This window comes from Bacteroidia bacterium (genome assembly GCA_020852255.1).
Lineage (GTDB): Bacteria > Bacteroidota > Bacteroidia > JADZBD01 > JADZBD01 > JADZBD01.
On the sequence record JADZBD010000009.1, the window covers coordinates 176,307 to 195,168 of the forward strand.

The window sequence follows — 18,862 nt, forward strand, 5'->3', positions numbered from 1 at the left end:
AGCAATTACTGAGAAACCGAATGATTCTGGAAAAGTACATTCCGGAACAGGCAGCAGACCTCATTGCACGCTGGATCTACCGGTACGATTTCAAGCTAAAGATAAAGCGTTCAAGATCCACGAAGTACGGAGACTACCGTCCACGGCTTCCCGGGCGGAACCACCAGATCAGTGTCAATAATGACCTCAACCGATATAGTTTTCTACTTACGCTGGTTCATGAGATCGCCCATCTTACGGCCACGGAAAAATACGGTTACACTTCTGCTCCGCACGGGCGGGAGTGGAAACATGAGTTCAGGATCCTGATGCAGCCCTTTTTTGCGATGGGGATCTTTCCTGACGACGTTCACCGGGCTGTTCTGAATTACCTGAAAAATCCTGCAGCCACGAGCTGTTCTGATCTCCAGTTACAGCGCGTTTTACATCGGTATAACAAGGAAGTGCCCCCGCTGCACCTGGAAGAAATGCCGGAAGGAGCAGAGTTTATCTACCGGAACCGGCGGTTTACCAAAGGAGCCTGCCGCAGAAAGCGCTATGAATGCCGGGAGAAAAAATCGGGAAAAACCTATCTGTTCAGTCCGCTCACACCCGTGGAGGAGGTGAGTGAAAATCAGTAGATTTCTTAACGGAATATTCCGTGGTTTTCACTCACAAATCCTTACTTTTGGCCCATAAACTCTAAACCCATGAGTACCACCATGACCGGGAGCAGGGAACAGATCATTTCCAAGACCGCGGAAAACATTATCGGATCCGAAATTCTGAAACTTGCCGGAGAGATCAATGAAAAGGTTAAGAACGGAGAGAAGATTCACAATTTCACTGTTGGCGACTTTAATTCAAAGCTTTTTCCCATTCCCGCCGAACTCAAAGCGGAGATATTAAAAGCCTACGAGAACGACGAGACAAACTATCCACCTGCAGACGGTGTTCCGGAATTACGTCAGGCGGTAAGTGAATTTTTGAAATCGAAAGGTGGCCTGGATTATAAACCGGAACAGATCCTGATTGCCGGAGGTGCCCGCCCGATTATCTACGGTATTTTCCGCACGCTGGTAGACGAAGGCGACACGGTGCTTTTTCCGATTCCATCCTGGAATAACAACCATTACACCTACCTGCTTCACAGTAAGGCCGTAATGGTAGAAACCAGGCCGGAAAACAACTTCATGCCAACGGCCGAAGAACTGAAGCCACATATTGCGGAGGCTAATCTGCTATCCGTTTGTTCACCATTGAATCCTACCGGCACATGTTTTACCAAAGAAGGGTTAGAAGCCATCTGTGATCTGGTGCTTGAAGAGAACCTGAAACGGAGCGCCATCGGCAAGAAACCGCTTTATGTGCTTTATGACCAGATCTACTGGGCGCTTACTTTCAGCGGAACACAGCATTATAATCCCGTCTCCCTGCGTCCGGAAATGAGAGATTATACCGTTTTTGTTGACGGGATTTCAAAATCGCTGGCGGCAACCGGAGTACGCGTAGGATGGAGCATGGGTCCAAAAAAAGTGATGGATCGCATGAAGTCCATTATCGGACACGTAGGAGCATGGGCTCCCCGCGCAGAGCAGGTAGCGGTAGCAAAGTTCCTTCGTAATACGGAAGCTTACGAGCGTTTTCAGCAGGATATCCATAAGAAAATCACTGATCGCCTCACCGCTTTTCATAATGCATTTCAGACATTGAGGAAAGAAGGTTACCGCGTTAACTCCATCGCCCCCCAGGGTGCCATTTACCTCACGGTGCAATTTGCCCTCAAGGGGATGCGTACACCGGAAGGGAAAACGCTGAATAACACACGCGATATCACCAGTTACATCCTGAATGAGGCGAAAGTGGCAATAGTGCCTTTTTACGCATTTGGCACATCTGAGAGTTCAGACTGGTATCGCTTATCCGTGGGTACCGCGAAAACCGAAGAAATCCCTGCAGTGATGGAGGCGATCCGGGTGGCATTAAAAAAACTTTCCTGAACGGAAATGTCCAGGCATAACTATTGTGTGATTATGGCCGGCGGAGTGGGAAGCCGGTTTTGGCCTATGAGCCGGAGTTCTTATCCCAAACAATTCCTTGATGTACTTGGAACAGGGCGTACGTTGCTTCAGCAAACACACGACCGGTTTAAACGGATTTGCCCGGTGGAAAATATTCTTGTTATCACACATGAGTCCTACAGGAATCTTGTAAAGGAACAACTGCCGGGAATTGCAGATGATAATATTCTTTGCGAACCGGCAAGAAAAAATACAGCACCCTGCGTTGCGTACGCCTGCTACAAAATCTCTAAGAAGGATCCGGATGCCATGACCGTTGTTGCTCCGTCTGATCATTTGATTCTCAAAGAAGACACCTTTGTAAAAGCCATCCGTTCATGCTTTTCAAAGGCGAAATCAGAGGACTGTCTGATCACGCTCGGCATAAAGCCTACGCGTCCCGATACAGGATATGGTTACATACAGTTTATTGAACTGAAGAAACAGGAGAAGGACAGCCGGATCAAAAAAGTGAAGACTTTTACTGAGAAACCGGATCTGGAAATGGCAAAGTTTTTCATGAAGAGCGGAGATTTTCTATGGAATGCCGGTATTTTTATATGGAGCGTGAAAAGTATCCGTTCCGCTTTTAAAAAACATATGCCTGAAATGGACAAAACATTTTCGGCAGGGGATTCTTTCTGGTATACAAAGAAAGAGTCCGAATTCATCAGGGATGCATACGAAAACTGCAAAAGCATTTCAGTGGATTATGCCATACTTGAAAAAGCTGAAAACACCTATGTACGCTCCTCCATTATCGGTTGGAGTGATCTTGGCACCTGGGGATCACTCTATGATCATATCCGGCATGATGCCTCCGGAAACGCGATTGTCGGGAAAAATGTGATGATGTATGATTCGAAAAACTGCATCGTAAACGTTTCCAGGGACAAACTGGTAGTCATCGAGGGATTAGAAGAGTACATAGTAGTAGAATCCGACAACATCATTCTGATATGTAAAAAGCAGGACGAGCAGCAGATCCGCAACTTTGTCAACGATGTTAAGGTTACCAAAGGCGAAAAGTTCATCTGATTTTCCATGTTTTGCATGCTCACGCTTTTCCGCCGGTTGATTCTTTGTCAGTTTTGTCTTTTACTTTTTCTCCCCCTGATCATTCCCTCCCAGGATCTGCCGGAACTCATTCCATTTAAAAAAAATGGAAAGTGGGGTTACTCCGATCCCAACCGCAAGATCATTCTTGATCCAGTATTCGACCGTGCAGAACCGTTTAATGACGGAATTGCCAGGGTAGAATTTAAAGGAAAGCCACAATGGATTGATCTCAAAGGGCTTCCGGCCTCCCCCCCGCTCTCTTTGAATCTCAGGAAAAAAATGGGCTATGAGGTAATCATGAAGAATGACAAATACGGTGTGGCCAATACCATGAAGGAAGTAATCATTAAGCCTCAATATGATCAGCTTAAACACGGCATTGTTACTCCCGGCGGGGAGCCAGACTTCAGTAAAAAGCTCTTTCTTGTTAAAACCGGTAAGGGCTGGGGCATTGTGAATGAAAAGAATGAAGAAGTGGTGCCGGCCGAATACGAGGAATGCAAACCTTTTCTGCTGGGTTTCGCCCTCATCAGAAAAAAGGACAAATGGGGGGCCTATAATCTTAAAGGAAAAATGATCCTCAGCCCGGAGTATTCCAGCCTTAGCCTGGGCAACTGTCCCGTATTCCTGACAGAAAAAAAGATCACTGCAGACAGCTCTGTATTCGGATTTTACCATATGGAAAAGAGAGAACTCACCCCCACACCTTATAAAGATGCCGGGGACATGTATTACGGAATGGCAGCCATTCTGAAGGACAGTCTCTGGGGTTATCTGAACGATGAGGGAAAAGAAGTAACAGAATTCAAATTTCATACCGCCGGTCCTTTCCTGCTCGATTCAGGTAAATTTGCATTGGTAACATTAAATAAGCGATCCGGCATTATTGACCAGGACGGGCAGTATATCATTTTCCCTTCTTATAAAGCCATCACCGCATTTGAAGAAGGTTTGTTTGTAGTTCAGGACACGCTGGAGCGCTGGGGGCTGCTCAACCGTTCCGGTTCAGTGACAGTACCCGTACAATACGAACAGGTGAGCAAACCAAAAGAGGGTTATATTGCGATTAAAACGGGCGGTAAATGGGGCATTCTGGATAAAGATGGTGGCGCCGTGGTGGCGCCTCTTTACGAGGGCGAATTACGGATTGAAGGCGGAGGATTATTTTCCGTTTATGATCCCGGCGGAGAACTCATCGGATATATTAGTTTTTACGGAACCGAATACTGGTGGAAGGAAGAAGACGAGACGAAGTGAGCAGCTGCAAACAGAAAACCGAATGATCAAAAAAATATAACAGTTAAATATAAACACTATGGAATATCGCATTGAAAAAGACACCATGGGGGAGGTAAAAGTACCTGCCGGAAAGTATTGGGGTGCGCAAACGGAACGTTCCCGCAACAATTTTAAGATCGGCCCGGAGGCCAGTATGCCGAAAGAAATCATTTATGCCTTTGCCTATCTGAAAAAAGCGGCTGCCCATGCCAATACAGAACTCAAGGTACTAGCGAAGGAAAAAACCGAAATGATTTCGAAGGTATGCGAGGAAATCCTTGCCGGCAAGCTCGATGACCAGTTTCCGCTGGTAATCTGGCAAACGGGATCTGGCACCCAGAGCAATATGAACGCCAATGAAGTGATTGCGTACCGCGCGCATGTAATCAGCGGGGGAAAGCTAACGGACGAGAAGAAGGTGCTTCATCCGAATGACGATGTGAACAAATCACAATCTTCGAACGATACCTATCCCACCGCAATGCATATTGCAGCATACAAGCTAACGGTAGAATGTACCCTTCCGGGCATGAAAAGCCTGCGCGATACGCTCGATAAAAAGGCGAAGGAATTCCAAAGTATTGTTAAGACCGGCCGGACCCATTTCATGGATGCCACTCCCCTTACGCTGGGGCAGGAATTTTCCGGATATGTTCAGCAAATCGATAACAGCATACGATGCATTAAAAATGCTCTCGAAGTAGTACGCGAACTGGCGTTGGGAGGAACAGCGGTGGGTACCGGACTGAATACACCCAAAGGTTATGACGTACTGGTGGCAAAAAAAATCGCCGAGTTCACGGGACTCCCCTTCGTAACTGCACCCAACAAGTTTGAAGCCCTGGCTGCGCACGATGCCATGGTGGAGCTTTCCGGAGCTTTCAAACGGTCTGCCGTAGCACTGATGAAAATTGCGAACGACGTTCGAATGCTCAGTTCCGGACCGCGCAGCGGTATCGGAGAGATCATCATTCCCGATAACGAACCCGGCTCGTCCATCATGCCCGGAAAGGTTAATCCGACACAGCCGGAAGCCCTGACAATGGTCTGTGCCCAGGTAATGGGGAACGACATGGCAGTAGCGATTGGAGGCTCCAACGGTCATTTTGAGCTTAACGTCTTCAAACCACTTATTGCTGCCAATGTACTGCAGAGTGCCCGTTTAATCGGCGACGCATGCGTTTCATTCAATGAAAAATGTGCCACCGGCATTGCCGCCAATAAGGATATGGTAAAACGTCACATGGAAAATTCGCTGATGCTTGTTACAGCACTGAATCCGCACATCGGTTATGAAAATGCGGCAAAAATCGCAAAGAAGGCCCACAAAGAGAACAAGACCCTGCGTGAGGCTGCTATTGAACTCGGGCTACTCACTAACGAACAGTTTGATCAGTGGGTGAAACCGGAGGATATGGTAGGGAGTTTGAAATAAGAAGAAGCCGGCGATTTTTTATAACAGTTCAATTCACACCATGCCACTGAGATTCCGGTTGCTGATCTTTGTTCTCTTTTTCTCAGGGGTGATGGATGCCCAGAGCAAAAAAGATTCGCTGTATAATCCGAAGCAGGAGATTATTTATCAGGGTAACAAATACCGGGTCTGGAACAACTGGCTTAGCGGCGGTTTCGGGTACGGCATGGACGTGACCCACACCCGTGATATTTTCTGGCTTGGTCTTGATTATAATTTCCACATCAAATGGACGTATTTCCAACTGGGATTTTTCCTTTCCGGCCGCGATTTCGGCGATTATGACAACACCCAGATTCATGGAGGAATTGTGAAGAGAAAAGAAACGACACAATACAACCTGAGTGCCTTCGGGGGTGGGTCATGGTCCACCGGGTTTCCACTCGACAGCGGGCGCTTCGATGTTCGAAATCCTTATGAAGAATTTGGTATTTATGCCGGTGGTCAGGCGATTTATAAACTAAAGTATGATATCGGAATCGGTTTCACCGGTATAATTAATTATAATGCCTATCACCTGTGGATTGGTGCCCGTATTGATATTTATTTTTCCGGGGCGTATAAAGGGAGGAATAAATAGGGAATAATAAATTGAGCCGGAATTATTTTTCTCCGCCCTTTTGCATCAGGTAGGCTTTGATAAATCCATCCAGGTTACCATCAAGAATTCCCTGGGCATCGGAAGTCTCAAAACCGGTACGAACGTCTTTAACCAGTTTATAGGGATGCAACACATAGTTCCGGATCTGGGAACCCCACTCTATTTTCATTTTTCCCGCTTCAATAGCGGCAGTGGTTGCCATCCGTTTTTTCATTTCCAGCTCAAAGAGCATAGATTTCAGAATACGGATTGCATTCTCTTTGTTGGTGCCCTGAGAGCGTGATTCCTGGTTCTTGATAATAATCCCCGAAGGCCGGTGATAGAGACGAACCGCTGTCTCCACTTTGTTCACATTCTGTCCGCCGGCACCGCCTGAACGAAAAGTCTCCCAGTCGCAATCAGCTTCCTTCACCTCTATCTGAATGGTATCGTCTACCAGAGGATATACGTATACGGAAGCGAATGAAGTATGTCTTCTGGCATTGGAATCAAATGGTGATATCCGGACCAGGCGGTGAACACCGTTCTCCCCTTTGAGGTAACCATAGGCAAAATCTCCCTCGAACTGCAGCGTTACAGACTTCACGCCCGCCACCTCACCGGAGTTCATGTCCTGTTCCGTGATCTTCATTCCCATTTTCTCTCCCCACATGATATACATGCGCATAAGCATTGCCGCCCAGTCGTTACTTTCCGTTCCTCCAGCACCCGCATTGATTTCCACCACACAGGACATTTTATCCTCCGCTCCGGACAGCATATTTTTAAATTCAAGCTCTTCCAGCAGCCGGAAGGCCTGGGCATACTGTACATCTACTTCCTCTTCTGTTGCCTCTCCCGCTTTGAAAAAATCATAAATAGTTGCTGTGTCATCTGCTGCACTGCTCAGTGACTTATAGGAATCCGTCCAGAATTTTTTTGAATTCAGCTTTTTGAGGGTGGCCTCGGCCTTTTTGGGATCATCCCAGAATCCGGGAGCAAGTGTTCTCTCCTCCTCTTCCTCTATCTCACGTTGCTTACGATCGACGTCAAAGATGCCTCCTCAGCGCTTCCGTGCGCTCCCTGAGATCTTTCAGCTGGTCCGATGTGATCATACGAAGGGTTTTTTTAAAGTAAAGGGAATCGGTATGTGAGTGAGGTTAAAACTGCCGGGGCGAAGTTATTAAATTAATTGACGCAAAATATCGGAGACCAGGTCGTTTTCGAAGCCCCGGGACAGAAGATATTTACGGACCTTCAGCGCTCTAACCCGCGCATTCGGCGCTTTTGTTCTCTTTAATGCTTTTTCGGCCAGCCGTTGCAGTGTATTCAGATAATCCCCCTGAGCAATCTCTGATAATCCGGAGCGGACACAATAGGGCGACAATGCGCGTTGTTTCAATTCTATTTCGATTTTTTTCCGGCCCCATTGCTTCATACGGAATTTACCACCGGCAAATGCCCTTGCAAACCGTTCTTCATCAATATATCCTTCGGAAATCAGCTGGGCAATGTGTGATTCCACAACATTTTTATCCTGTTTCCATTGAAGCAACTTTTCCCGTACCTCTTGCTGGCAGCGTTCCTGAAAAGCGCAGTAATTACGTGCTTTTTGCAACGCTTCACCGGGTGGAATGAGTTTCATGCAGGAAGGAGGATGCTTGTTAAGTGAATGAAGATAAAGAGTTATCGCGAACGTACTATTAATTTTAAATCCTTAAACCGACCTCGCCCTCCTCCATCCGTTGTGGTATGTTTCCTATTACACCCGGTACCGGTCTCTGCATCAATAAGGCGTTTCCCCTCAGATCATTCCCCTTGCTTTGAGCTCCAGGTATTTATTAATAGTGTTAACGCTAAGGTCCTCCGGCCGTGTAAAGATGCTCTGGATACCGAACTGCCGCAGGCGCTGAACAATCTGATTTTTTTCCAAAATAAATTTCTGAGCGATGGTTTGCAGATAGATCTCTTCCAGGTTTTCCACTTCTCTCCTGGAGTAATTACTTACTTCTGTATTCTCAAAAAAAATCACAACCATCAGGTGACTCTTATTGATGCGCCGGATAATGGGCAACTGGCGTTCAAGGTTGAAGATACTTTCGAAATTAGTGTACAGAAACAGCAGACTCCGGTTACGGATCATATTGCGCACCGTCAGGTACAATAGCTCATAATTGGCCTCGAGCGACTTAGGTTCCTCTGCGTAAAGTCCTTCAAGGATCTGATTCAGCTGGTTGGAACCTCTGTCTGCTTTGATAATGGTGCCAATCTTATCACTAAACGTAATCAGCCCTGCCTTGTCATGCTTCTGCAATGCAGTATTTGAGATCACCAGCGAGGTGTTGATGGCATGGTCCAGCAAACTGAGTCCGTTGAAGGGCATGCGCATACTTCGGGAATTATCAACCAGGCAATACACCTGCTGAGCCTTTTCATCCTCGTACTGATTGAGCATCAGTTCTCCCCTTCTGCCCGTTGCTTTCCAGTTTATACTTCGGAAATCATCGCCGCGCACATAATTTTTAATCTGTTCAAATTCGTAACTATGTCCGATGCGTCGAAGTTTTTTAATTCCATGAAAATTTGAGATCCTCGCCAGCGTACGCAACTCAAACTGTTTCATTTGAACGATACTGGGATAAACCGCCGACTTGACCTCCAGCTTAAACGGGATTCTCCGTTCCACCATTCCGATAAATGTGGTAAGAAAAACATTGACCTTCCCGAAAAGGTACTCTCCCCTTGTGAGCGGGCGCAGCAGATAAGAGGTAACTTTTTCTTCTGCGGGACTCAGTTTGAATTTCAGAGAAAAGTTTCGCTCCTGATACTGCTTCGGTAACTCATCCACGAGGTTAACGCCCAGGGTAAGTCCGTAATTGTTTCTCAGGGTTATCCGTACCGGATTCTCGTCGCCCATAGAAAAAACCCTGGGAATATCTCTCCTGCATTCCATCCGGAGAGAGGGATTAAAAAGCAAGAAAACATCAGCGATGGTTATCGCTAATCCAACTACGGCCAATGCCTGTGCCACCGGAAAAAGCATCGACCATACAAAGGCGAAAGCAAACAGCACGGCAATGGCTCCGAAGACAATGAAAAAACGGTTCGAAAGATAGATATTTAAGAAAAAGCTCTTCACCGCGGTACTTCTATGTTCTGAATAATACCTTTGATCACATCCTCTGTACGCACCCCTTCCATTTCGCGTTCAGGAGTGAGGATGATTCGGTGATTAAGAACCGGGTAGGCCACATACTGAATATCGTCGGGCGTCACAAAATCCCGTCCGCTCATTGCAGCGATCGCCTTAGCTGTCCGCATCATGCTCAATGAAGCACGGGGAGAAGCTCCAAGGAAAAGATCTCCATTATTGCGTGTGTTCCCAACAATGTTAGAGATGTAATCCAGTAATTCATCCTTCACATGAATTTTCTCAATGATTTTAGAGCATTCCCGGATTTCCGCTGCGCCAAGTACCGGTTTTACATCCTCGGCAGCTCTCATGCTGAAATCGTCCCTGAATTTCCTGAGTATTTTCTGCTCCTGCTCCAGCGTAGGATAACTAATCTTAATCCGAAATACGAAACGATCCAGCTGCGCTTCCGGTAATTTATAGGTGCCTTCCTGCTCCACTGGATTTTGTGTTGCTACAACAAAGAAGGGATATTCCATTTTGTGCGTCTCTCCGTCGATCGTTACCTGCTTCTCCTCCATTACTTCGAACAGAGATGCCTGTGTTTTCGCAGGGGCGCGATTGATCTCATCAATCAGCACGATATTGGAAAAAATAGGGCCTCTCTTAAAGTGAAACTGGCTGTCCTTCATACTGAAAACGGAAGTTCCCGTAACATCCGCCGGCATGAGATCGGGTGTGAACTGAACCCTCGAAAAATCTACGGACAGCGACCTGGCCAGTAGCTTTGCCGTAAGTGTCTTAGCAATTCCAGGAACACCTTCCACCAAAACATGCCCGCCGGTAAAAAGTCCCGCGAGCATAAGATCCACCATTTCTTCCTGTCCCACGATCACCTTGGCGATCTCGGCACGTACTTTTGATACTGACTGAGACAGAGTGGTCAGCATGTCCGCATTTCGGCCGGCTGAATAAGTTTGATTTTCTTCCATAGTTATTTATTTACAGGTTTTGTAGAATTCATCCAGCAACTGATGAAAACGGATCAACTCCGCATCATCCGGATCAGTGGATGTTGCATTGAACATTTGAAATTGCTTATGCAACTCGGAAAGCTGAGAGATTGAAACGCCGGACTTTTCCGACACCTTTCTCCGGTCCTGCTCCGTACTCATATCGGCGTGCAAACCGTACCGATTGCGTAAAAATGCGAGGAATTGCCGTTCTTTCAGAAGGCAGAGTGAGCGATGGTTGCGCTGAAGATAATAGAGTCGTCCGATAGAAGTAACAAACTCCAGGGAGGAATTGGTATTTGGTTCCATGAGCGGTATGGGACGTTGTCTCCGGCGGGCTCTGAGAAATATGTAGAGGATAACCAGGGCCAGGGCCGTATAGAGCGCCCAGCGCAAGGCCGTCTGCGACAGCAGGTAGCGCAGAGGAGATGCCATGATATCGTGCTGTCCGTACTGATTGAAGCCGGCATTTTTCGGGAAATAATACTCTTTACTACGCTCATCCCAGTAGGTATTACCCCGGCTCATGTGCGAGAACACTCTTCCGGCATAATCAAATCCGTCTTGTTTTACCATAAAATAATTCGTAAAAAGAATCGGGTTGGAATGGAAATAGAAGGCTCCCTTTCCGTATGGCACCTTGAAATAATTCACGTAGTTGGAGTCGTTACGGGTAAGATACCCCAGTGAGATAAACTGGGAAGCCGAATCCTGTTCCCCGCAAAAATAACTATAGTCAATAATATTCCATTCATACACGGACGTTTTCTTCCAGCTGTGGAACTTGACTCTATAATTTCCTTTTGCATTGAAAATGTCCGGGTGATAAAAATTGAATTCCATAACGGAGTCAAGCACGGCGGAATAGGGCTCCCATACCGGGTTACATGAATAATCATAGATCCGGTACATGAGGTTTTCAGGAAAATACCTGGAAATCAGAAATGCGTTATTTCCCTGATCAACGAATGAAAGCAGATTTTCGAGTGCTAACGAATCGAGGTACAGGCTTCCGCCGATCAGAACATAGTTCGCGGTGTCCTTCCAGGAGAGTTTTGGCAGCTCCTCTCCCATAGGACGCGAGATCACGCTGAACTCCGATTCTTTACACCTGTTCTTCAGCAGATCATAGGTCACAGAGAGGTCAAAGGGCTGCTTTTGAGTTATCTCATATCGTTCCGTCCAGTTAAACTCACTTTTATCATCGTTCATCAACCACGCAAAGAGCAGTGTGAGTAACAGTACCAGTCCGGTTATTCCGGCAATTATTCCTCCCTTGCTTTTCATGCCGCCTGTATTTTCCGGATCGTTTCTATAAATCCTGTGAAAGAGGGTTGAATTTTCCGGAAATCTTCATTCTCCAGCATAGCATCGCCATACCAGACATATTCAAACACTCTGGTAAGGCTGGCAAAGGGTTCGTAATGAGGTTGCCGGCGCATTTCCACCAGGTATTCCCGGTTTGTTTTATCCTTTTTCCACCGGATCATGTCCCTGTCACTCAATTCCCGTATCAGAATCAGGTAATACACACGCACAGCGGTACGGTAGTCCATCGTTTCCAGCGATTCACGCAGGAATCGCTCCAGGTCGGATTCATGTATATTTTCCGCGGCCTCTTCCAATGTTGTTACCTGCTTTTTTCCAACTCCTGTATTTCGCCGCCAGAGGGTATTGCGAATGATAAGGTAGAATACCAGGCCAATGATTAACGCTCCGAGAACAAACAGCAACGTTCGTGCAATTCCTGTTGCAAACAAACCATCCGACTGGCTGATGGTAAAAGGATCATCCTCTTCCAACTCTCTGGCTTTCTTCTTTTGTTTTTCTTCGGAATAGTCCATTCCGGATGTTGCTTTCTTCCATTCCTCTTCGCTCAACGTTTGCTTATCCAGTTTTTGTTTGGAGTACCGCTCATGCTGTTCCCTTTTTTTCCTGAGTTGTTCGTAATAATTCTCGTCCTGGTAATATTCATTATAGTATGCCGACTCCTCAGGAACTTCACTTTCCGCTGCAGCCATAGCCGAGTCGATGGCATTCTGCATCGCTTCAGCATTGTTTTGCGTACTCGCCGGATTCGCAGTAGTCAGAAGAGAAACCAGGCAAAGGATAATGGTTGCGTGCATGACCGGCTTTTTGGGCTTGGGCCTGCCGATAGATTCTACCCGATTAAGAAGCGCATCCGCCTGCCGGATTTCCCTCAATGTGAAAAAGAGAACCCCGAAGGCTGAGAGGAAAAGCGGCATAACGATAGCCAGTGCGACGAAAGTAACCAGCGTAAAAAATGCTACAAAAACATGCCAATACACTTCTCCTTCGATATCTATAAACCAGTATAACACTTCAAAGACAAACCAGACGATCTGCGGCGCCGAGATGACCGCCATACTCAAAAACGTAACCAGCATCAGGATCAGGAACAGTCCGTACGTTCTTCCGAATGACGCAAAAACATAATCAAAGGTTTTTGCGAGAGAAGTGAAGGGGTTTGCGTCTTCCTTGTGCAGGATGGTAAGCCATGCCAGGAAAAGGGGCATGAAGAGCACAACGAGCCATCCGGCACCTTCCATTGGGAGGAAGAAAAGGCCGGTGATCATTCCTCCGATGAACAGCGATTTCCAGAAATGAAGGAAGAAATAACTAAAACTCATTCGAAGGTCCGGTTCGCCTACGATGCGCCGGTAATAAAAATACGTAAGGAATGAAATGATTGAAAAAAAGAGCAGATTGCCCGGCCACATCCACGGGTGACGTTCATATTCGAAGTAACCGCTGATATCGGAAAAATAATTGAATGCATTATCGATCAGTCGCACATCCGATGCCTGCAGGGAAAAGCTGTAACCGGTGGTATCCGCCCTCAGTAAGGAATAAGTTACCGCATAGATCAGTGAAAGGATGATGGCCGCAGGGGCGATCTTCCCGGCCATTCGGCGGAACAGGGAAAAAGAATCTTTAAAGAGCTCACCGGTGTCCCGTACACGATTGGTAGGGATTTCATCATCCGGTGTGGGCGGCAGCTTTACTTCCGTCAGTTCCTTCCGGAATCCCCTTCGGGCTTTCCAATAAGGAAGCAGGATAAAATATCCTACGACGAAGACAGCTGAAACCAGAATGAGCAAAGCTTTAACCGGATCCGGAACATCGGTATAACGCGTGATGAAACTCTCAATGATCGCAGCAAAGCAAATGATAGGCATTATTCCGATCATGATCTTCATTCCTCTCATCGCACCAATTCGAAAAGCCTGACCGCGGGTATACGTTCCGGGAAATACGATTCCGCTTCCAAGCGTAAGGCCGGCTCCCCCTGCAATAACAATAGCGGATATTTCCAGTGTACCGTGCAGCCAGATAGTGAGGAACGATTCCATAAACAATCCGCGTTCATAGAAGAAATACTGAAAGCATCCCACCATTATTCCGTTGAACATGATTACACCCACCGAACCAATAGAAAAGAGCACACCCATAACAAAGGCCAGAGCAGCCACCATCAGGTTATTCAGCGTGATGCCAATGAGCATATCAATCTCTCTGGATTCCTTATAGACTTTCATCGGATCCCCGGTCTCAATGTTTGCTTTTGTCATTTCGATGTAGGCATCACCCAGGATCTGCCTTGGGAATTCCGGGTTAAACGCGCTCGACAACCATCCGATGGCAAATGAAAGAATGAAGATGATCAGTGCGGTGGTCAGGCTTTTCCGGGAATCATAAACCAACCGGGGCAGTTCTTCCTTCCAGAATTCCCTGAACTTCTGAAAGCGCCTGGCTTTGCCCCGGTAGATGGAGTGAAAAACCTTTTGTGCCACATTATTCAGGTACACCCGCACAGACCGGTTCGGATAGAAAGTACGGGAATAAGAAAGATCGTCGGTCAGCTGGATAAATTCCGAACTCAGTTTATCCGGGTCTTTCTTTCCTTTGAGCATATGCTTCTCAAAGTTGACCCACTTCTCTTTATTTTGCGTAATGAATCCCGTTTCCTTCATAGAGCGGTAACCTCGCTAAGTTAGCGAATCGTTTTGGGATTTTGGTTCAATAAATTCAAGCCGGCAGCGTTAAAACTCCGGCGGGATTTCATACTTTTAGGGGAATGCAGACGATAGAGATCAATACCGCTCAAAACGTACCCATTGTTTACGAACTGGGCGGGCTACGAGACCGTTTACTGGCCTATCTGATTGACATGATTACCCTGATGGGTACCCTGTGGTTGCTAACTATTTTATTTACGCTTGCAATACCAACCCTGGGGCAAACCGGTTCCGAAGTAGGGTTGTATTCGTTGATAATTTTGCTGATCCTGATCTTTTTCTTCTACACGCCGGCTATGGAATTATTCAATAACGGGCAATCGCTTGGAAAAATGGCGTTTAAAATCAAAGTGGTTCGCCTGGACGGAGGTGAACTAACCAGCACTGATATACTTACCCGCTGGATGTTTCGAATGCTGGACATTTATTTTTGTGCAGGCAGTGTAGCCGCCATGCTGGTGAGTTCAACAGAGAAGGGACAAAGGCTGGGAGATCTGATGGGAAACACCACGGTGATCCGGCTGCAACCCCGGATGAGTATGGCACTGAGCGATGTGCTGAAGATTCAAAGCATTGCCGATTATACACCACTTTATCCTGATGCCCGCAACATACACGAGGATGATATGCTTGTGATCAAAAATGTTCTGGAGCGACAGCAAAAATTTCCAAATCCTGCCCACGGACAGGCGGTAAGCCTTGCCGCCACCCGTATTGCAGGGCTCCTGAAACTGGATGCTGTTCCAAAGAATAAAATCGTTTTTCTTAAAACGGTACTAAAGGATTATGTGGTGATGACGCGATAGTCCTTCGACTCCGTTCAGGTTGAACAACATTAGATAACTCAGAATCTTACTTTACCAGAATACGGGCTTCCATAAACTCACGAATAGCATAAGGTACTCCTTCCCTGCCTAATCCTGAATCTTTCACCCCTCCGTACGGCATATGATCCATGCGAAATGTAGGTACATCATTATGTATTACGCCACCCACTTCCAGCTGGTGAAATGCCATGTCCAGTTCGTGGACAAGTTGTGTGAATACACCGGCCTGCAAACCAAACCGGCCCTTGTTTAAGCGCTCCACCGCATCCGGAAATGAAGAAAATTTCTCCATAGTAATGACCGGACCAAATACCTCCTCCCGGCAGACCTTCATTTCGGGGTTCACATTCGTAAGAATGGTGGGCTCCACAAAATTTCCCTGCCGTTGGCCACCACACAAGATTTTTGCTCCTTCCTGCTCGGCCTCTCTGATCCACTGTTCCACTCTCTCTGCTGCCTCGGAATCGATCAGGTGTGAGACTGCTGTTTCCGGCGACATCGGATTTCCCTCCTTCAATAACAATGTAGACGCCATCAGATCGCCCGTGAATTTTTCCCAGCACGATTCATGAATAAAAAAGCGTTGCGCGTGGATACAAACCTGTCCGGAATAACCGAATGCACCGGTAAGCGATCTTTTGACTGCCAGATCCACATCTGCCGTGGCTGAAACGATGACGCCCGCGTTTCCACCCAGTTCCAGCACTACTTTCTTCTTTCCTGCTCTGCTTTTCAGATTCCAACCCACATCGGGAGAACCTGTGAAAGATAAAACTGCCACTCGTGGATCTTCCACCAGCTGAACTCCGGTATTCCGGTCCATGGGCAGCACGTGAAACCCTCCTTTAGGAAGTGCCGTTTCAGAAACCAGCTCAGCCAAAGCCAGTGTGCTGATGGGAGTAGCTGAGGCCGGCTTTAGAATGATGGGACAACCCGCCGCAATTGCAGGTGCGATCTTATGAACTGCAAGGTTGAGGGGAAAATTAAAAGGTGAAATACCTGCTACCACTCCGGAGGGGAAGTATTTCACGAGTCCTTCCCGACCCTCTCCTGCTTTGGTCCAGTCGAGTGAAAAATAATCTTTGGGCAAACGCTTACACTCTTCCGCCGCCACTTTAAATGTCTGGATTGCTCTTTCTACCTCTGCTTTGGCATACCGGTAAGGTTTCCCTGATTCCAGAATGATTACCTGCGTAAAGAATTCCTCCAATTCTCCGATTCTGGAGGCCAGGTGGAGCAGGATTTCCTCTTTTTTCCAGGAGGGGAGCATCTGCATTTCCCCCCGTGCCGCGAAGGCAGAGGCCAGGGCTTTTTCCAGGGTAAGGTGGTCGCAGGAGAACGTTTCGAAAACGGCTTCCCCGCTGTATGGCGACCTGACAGCCAGGCGTTTACCAGAAGCAACGAACTCTCCGGCAACATATGGGATGTATAGTTTTTTCATGAAAAAAGAGTGGGCAATTTAGCAATTATCGGCGGCATGCCAGACCTTCACTTGGTTATATTTGTCTTATGCAGATTCTTCGTTTCCTGCTATTCCCGTTCGCATTGCTGTACGGCATTGCCCTTTTTTTCCGCAATCTGTTTTACGATTTGGGAATTTATCCCGGCACCTCCTTTGAAATGCCGCTGATTGTTGTGGGAAATCTGAGTATGGGCGGAACCGGGAAAAGTCCGCACATTGAATACCTTATCCGTTTGCTTAAGAAGGACCACCCTCTGGCGACATTAAGCCGTGGTTACGGGCGTAAGAGTAAAGGGTTCCGCATTGCGGAGGTAACCAGCAAGGCAGAAGAGGTGGGAGACGAGCCCTTGCAGTTCAAGAAAAAATTTCCGGATCTTCCGGTTGCAGTGAACGGAAACCGGGTGAGCGGAATACGGAAGCTGCTGGAGAAACATCCGAACACCCGTGTGATCTTGCTGGATGATGCGTTTCAGCACCGCCGCTTGCGGGCCGGGCTGAATATTCTGCTTACCGATTATTCCCGGCCTTTTTACCGAGATTTTCTTTTCCCCGTTGGTTATCTGAGAGAGGGCAGAAGGGGAAAGAAGCGTGCGCAGATGATTCTGGTAACTAAATGTCCGCGGAATATCAGCGAAGAAGAAAAAAAGAATATTGTCGCCCGCATCCGTCCGGCGGCACACCAGCAGGTGTTTTTTACTTACATGAAATCATCGGCGTTACTGGGACTGAACAGCGGCCGGGAATTAAAATTCAGTCCGGATCTGTCGGTACTGCTGGTGACAGGCATTGCGAATCCGGATTCACTCTACGCTTATCTTAAAAAGAATTTCAGGCAAGTGGAACACCTGGAATTCGGCGATCATCATGATTTTGGAGAAGGTGACGTTGAGAAGATCAAGGCCGCTTTTCACCGTTTACCGGGTGCAGGAAAGGTGATCATCACAACAGAGAAGGACGCCATGCGCATGTCGGCGGCCGGTTTCAGTGCATTGCCGGTGTATTACCTTCCAATGGAAATAAGTCTTCTGGGCAGGGAGGGCGATTTCCACCAGATTATCCGGAACTATGTCCAATCGTTTAAACCAAAACCATGCTGAATAAGATCCGAAACACTGCGAAATTTCTGAACGAGAGAACAAAGTTCAGGCCAGAGGCGGGTATCATTCTGGGAACGGGACTGGGTGGGCTCGCCCGGGAAATCCAGGCTGAACATGTTATACCCTATTCTTCCATTCCCGACTTCCCGTTAAGCACGGTAGAAGGACACAGCGGTAAGCTGATTTTCGGAACTGTTGAAGGATGCAGGGTGGTGGCAATGCAGGGTCGGTTTCATTATTACGAGGGGTATTCGATGGAGCAGGTTGTTTTTCCGGTACGGGTGATGAAGATGCTCGGAATCAAGCAGCTTTATGTTTCCAATGCAAGCGGAGGCGTAAATCCGAAATTCAGAATCGGTGATCTGATGATTATTACCGATCACCTGAATCTGTTTCCGGAAAACCCGTTACGCGGTAAAAATTATCCGGAGCTGGGTCCGCGTTTCCCTGACATGAGTGAGCCCTATGATAAGGACCTTATCCATGCGGCGAAGAACATTGCAAAAAAGAATAAGATCAGGGTACAATCAGGAGTCTATGCGGGATTACCCGGACCCACACTTGAAACACCGGCGGAATATGCCTGGATGCGCAAGATCGGTGCAGACACAGTAGGGATGAGTACAGTGCCGGAGGTCATCGCGGCGCGTCACATGGACATTCCAACTTTTGCAATCTCCATTATTACTGACCTCGGCGTTCCGGGAAAGATTGTAAAGGTTACACATGAAGAGATCCAGGCAGTGGCCGAAAAAGCCGAACCGAAAATGACACTCATCCTGAAAGAGCTGATTAGTTCCGAATGAACGGGCGAAAGCAGGAACGGGCGAATGTCCTAAGGGCGTAAATTTGATAAATGA

General features: G+C 47.3%; 16 protein-coding genes. 9 read left to right on the plus strand and 7 right to left on the minus strand.

Annotated features, from left to right (window positions below; genetic code table 11):
* Positions 1–20: 20 nt before the first annotated feature.
* The 6 genes from IT233_06550 (at position 21) to IT233_06575 (ending at position 6,430) form a co-directional block, all read left to right on the plus strand.
* Positions 21–620 (plus strand): SprT-like domain-containing protein, encoded by a 600-nt coding sequence (locus IT233_06550; GenBank protein MCC7302282.1) that lies wholly within the window; start codon positions 21–23, stop codon positions 618–620.
* 81 nt (positions 621–701) lie between these two features.
* Positions 702–1,979, plus strand: coding sequence for an aminotransferase class I/II-fold pyridoxal phosphate-dependent enzyme (locus tag IT233_06555; protein ID MCC7302283.1), 1,278 nt, complete (start codon positions 702–704; stop codon positions 1,977–1,979).
* Between the two features lie 6 nt (positions 1,980–1,985).
* A complete protein-coding gene (locus IT233_06560; protein MCC7302284.1) occupies positions 1,986–3,077 on the plus strand; it encodes a mannose-1-phosphate guanylyltransferase in 1,092 nt (363 codons plus the stop codon).
* 15 nt (positions 3,078–3,092) lie between these two features.
* The gene (locus IT233_06565; protein MCC7302285.1) at positions 3,093–4,355 is read left to right on the plus strand and encodes a WG repeat-containing protein; all 1,263 of its coding nucleotides are present in this window, start codon (positions 3,093–3,095) and stop codon (positions 4,353–4,355) included.
* A gap of 58 nt (positions 4,356–4,413) precedes the next feature.
* Positions 4,414–5,811 carry a class II fumarate hydratase gene (fumC, locus tag IT233_06570; GenBank protein ID MCC7302286.1) on the plus strand — a complete coding sequence of 466 codons (1,398 nt, stop codon included), beginning with the start codon at positions 4,414–4,416 and terminating at the stop codon, positions 5,809–5,811.
* Between the two features lie 40 nt (positions 5,812–5,851).
* Positions 5,852–6,430: a hypothetical protein gene (locus tag IT233_06575; GenBank protein MCC7302287.1), complete on the plus strand. Its 579-nt coding sequence runs from the start codon at positions 5,852–5,854 to the stop codon at positions 6,428–6,430.
* Positions 6,431–6,452: 22 nt separating this feature from the next.
* On the opposite strand, the gene prfB is transcribed toward IT233_06575, so the two are convergent.
* From prfB to IT233_06605, 6 genes are all read right to left on the minus strand, one after another.
* A protein-coding gene (gene prfB, locus IT233_06580; GenBank protein MCC7302288.1) for a peptide chain release factor 2 occupies positions 6,453–7,545 on the minus strand; the annotation gives its coding sequence in 2 pieces (ribosomal slippage) (positions 6,453–7,490 and positions 7,492–7,545; 1,092 coding nt in all).
* 68 nt (positions 7,546–7,613) lie between these two features.
* Positions 7,614–8,075: a RecX family transcriptional regulator gene (locus tag IT233_06585; GenBank protein ID MCC7302289.1), complete on the minus strand. Its 462-nt coding sequence runs from the start codon at positions 8,073–8,075 to the stop codon at positions 7,614–7,616.
* Positions 8,076–8,234: 159 nt separating this feature from the next.
* Positions 8,235–9,569 (minus strand): DUF58 domain-containing protein, encoded by a 1,335-nt coding sequence (locus IT233_06590; GenBank protein ID MCC7302290.1) that lies wholly within the window; start codon positions 9,567–9,569, stop codon positions 8,235–8,237.
* A complete protein-coding gene (locus tag IT233_06595; protein ID MCC7302291.1) occupies positions 9,566–10,555 on the minus strand; it encodes a MoxR family ATPase in 990 nt (329 codons plus the stop codon). The genes IT233_06590 and IT233_06595 overlap by 4 nt, the downstream gene beginning before the upstream one ends.
* Positions 10,556–10,561: 6 nt before the next feature.
* Positions 10,562–11,863 carry a hypothetical protein gene (locus tag IT233_06600; GenBank protein ID MCC7302292.1) on the minus strand — a complete coding sequence of 434 codons (1,302 nt, stop codon included), beginning with the start codon at positions 11,861–11,863 and terminating at the stop codon, positions 10,562–10,564.
* Positions 11,860–14,571 carry a stage II sporulation protein M gene (locus IT233_06605; protein MCC7302293.1) on the minus strand — a complete coding sequence of 904 codons (2,712 nt, stop codon included), beginning with the start codon at positions 14,569–14,571 and terminating at the stop codon, positions 11,860–11,862. Before IT233_06605 ends, IT233_06600 begins: the two co-directional genes overlap by 4 nt.
* 104 nt (positions 14,572–14,675) lie before the next feature.
* Between IT233_06605 and IT233_06610 the strand changes: the two genes are divergently transcribed.
* Positions 14,676–15,422 carry an RDD family protein gene (locus tag IT233_06610; GenBank protein MCC7302294.1) on the plus strand — a complete coding sequence of 249 codons (747 nt, stop codon included), beginning with the start codon at positions 14,676–14,678 and terminating at the stop codon, positions 15,420–15,422.
* Between the two features lie 46 nt (positions 15,423–15,468).
* Here IT233_06610 and IT233_06615 read toward each other — a convergent pair whose 3' ends face one another.
* Positions 15,469–16,884, minus strand: a complete 1,416-nt coding sequence (locus IT233_06615; protein MCC7302295.1) for an aldehyde dehydrogenase family protein — start codon at positions 16,882–16,884, stop codon at positions 15,469–15,471.
* A gap of 68 nt (positions 16,885–16,952) precedes the next feature.
* Between IT233_06615 and lpxK the strand changes: the two genes are divergently transcribed.
* Together lpxK and IT233_06625 are read left to right on the plus strand one after the other, a co-directional pair.
* Positions 16,953–18,002, plus strand: coding sequence for a tetraacyldisaccharide 4'-kinase (gene lpxK, locus IT233_06620; protein MCC7302296.1), 1,050 nt, complete (start codon positions 16,953–16,955; stop codon positions 18,000–18,002).
* Positions 17,996–18,808 carry a purine-nucleoside phosphorylase gene (locus IT233_06625; GenBank protein ID MCC7302297.1) on the plus strand — a complete coding sequence of 271 codons (813 nt, stop codon included), beginning with the start codon at positions 17,996–17,998 and terminating at the stop codon, positions 18,806–18,808. The genes lpxK and IT233_06625 overlap by 7 nt, the downstream gene beginning before the upstream one ends.
* The last annotated feature ends 54 nt before the right edge of the window (positions 18,809–18,862 follow it).

What these genes read in the sequence shown, in the direction of transcription:
- IT233_06605 (MCC7302293.1), bottom strand. Translation starts at nt 14,571, where the DNA reads ATGAAGGAAACGGGATTCATTACGCAAAATAAAGAGAAGTGGGTCAAC.
- IT233_06600 (MCC7302292.1), bottom strand. Translation starts at nt 11,863, where the DNA reads ATGAAAAGCAAGGGAGGAATAATTGCCGGAATAACCGGACTGGTACTG.
- IT233_06575 (MCC7302287.1), top strand. Translation starts at nt 5,852, where the DNA reads ATGCCACTGAGATTCCGGTTGCTGATCTTTGTTCTCTTTTTCTCAGGG.
- IT233_06585 (MCC7302289.1), bottom strand. Translation starts at nt 8,075, where the DNA reads ATGAAACTCATTCCACCCGGTGAAGCGTTGCAAAAAGCACGTAATTAC.
- IT233_06555 (MCC7302283.1), top strand. Translation starts at nt 702, where the DNA reads ATGACCGGGAGCAGGGAACAGATCATTTCCAAGACCGCGGAAAACATT.
- IT233_06595 (MCC7302291.1), bottom strand. Translation starts at nt 10,555, where the DNA reads ATGGAAGAAAATCAAACTTATTCAGCCGGCCGAAATGCGGACATGCTG.
- IT233_06560 (MCC7302284.1), top strand. Translation starts at nt 1,986, where the DNA reads ATGTCCAGGCATAACTATTGTGTGATTATGGCCGGCGGAGTGGGAAGC.
- lpxK (MCC7302296.1), top strand. Translation starts at nt 16,953, where the DNA reads ATGCAGATTCTTCGTTTCCTGCTATTCCCGTTCGCATTGCTGTACGGC.
- fumC (MCC7302286.1), top strand. Translation starts at nt 4,414, where the DNA reads ATGGAATATCGCATTGAAAAAGACACCATGGGGGAGGTAAAAGTACCT.
- IT233_06625 (MCC7302297.1), top strand. Translation starts at nt 17,996, where the DNA reads ATGCTGAATAAGATCCGAAACACTGCGAAATTTCTGAACGAGAGAACA.
- IT233_06565 (MCC7302285.1), top strand. Translation starts at nt 3,093, where the DNA reads ATGCTCACGCTTTTCCGCCGGTTGATTCTTTGTCAGTTTTGTCTTTTA.
- IT233_06615 (MCC7302295.1), bottom strand. Translation starts at nt 16,884, where the DNA reads ATGAAAAAACTATACATCCCATATGTTGCCGGAGAGTTCGTTGCTTCT.
- IT233_06610 (MCC7302294.1), top strand. Translation starts at nt 14,676, where the DNA reads ATGCAGACGATAGAGATCAATACCGCTCAAAACGTACCCATTGTTTAC.
- IT233_06550 (MCC7302282.1), top strand. Translation starts at nt 21, where the DNA reads ATGATTCTGGAAAAGTACATTCCGGAACAGGCAGCAGACCTCATTGCA.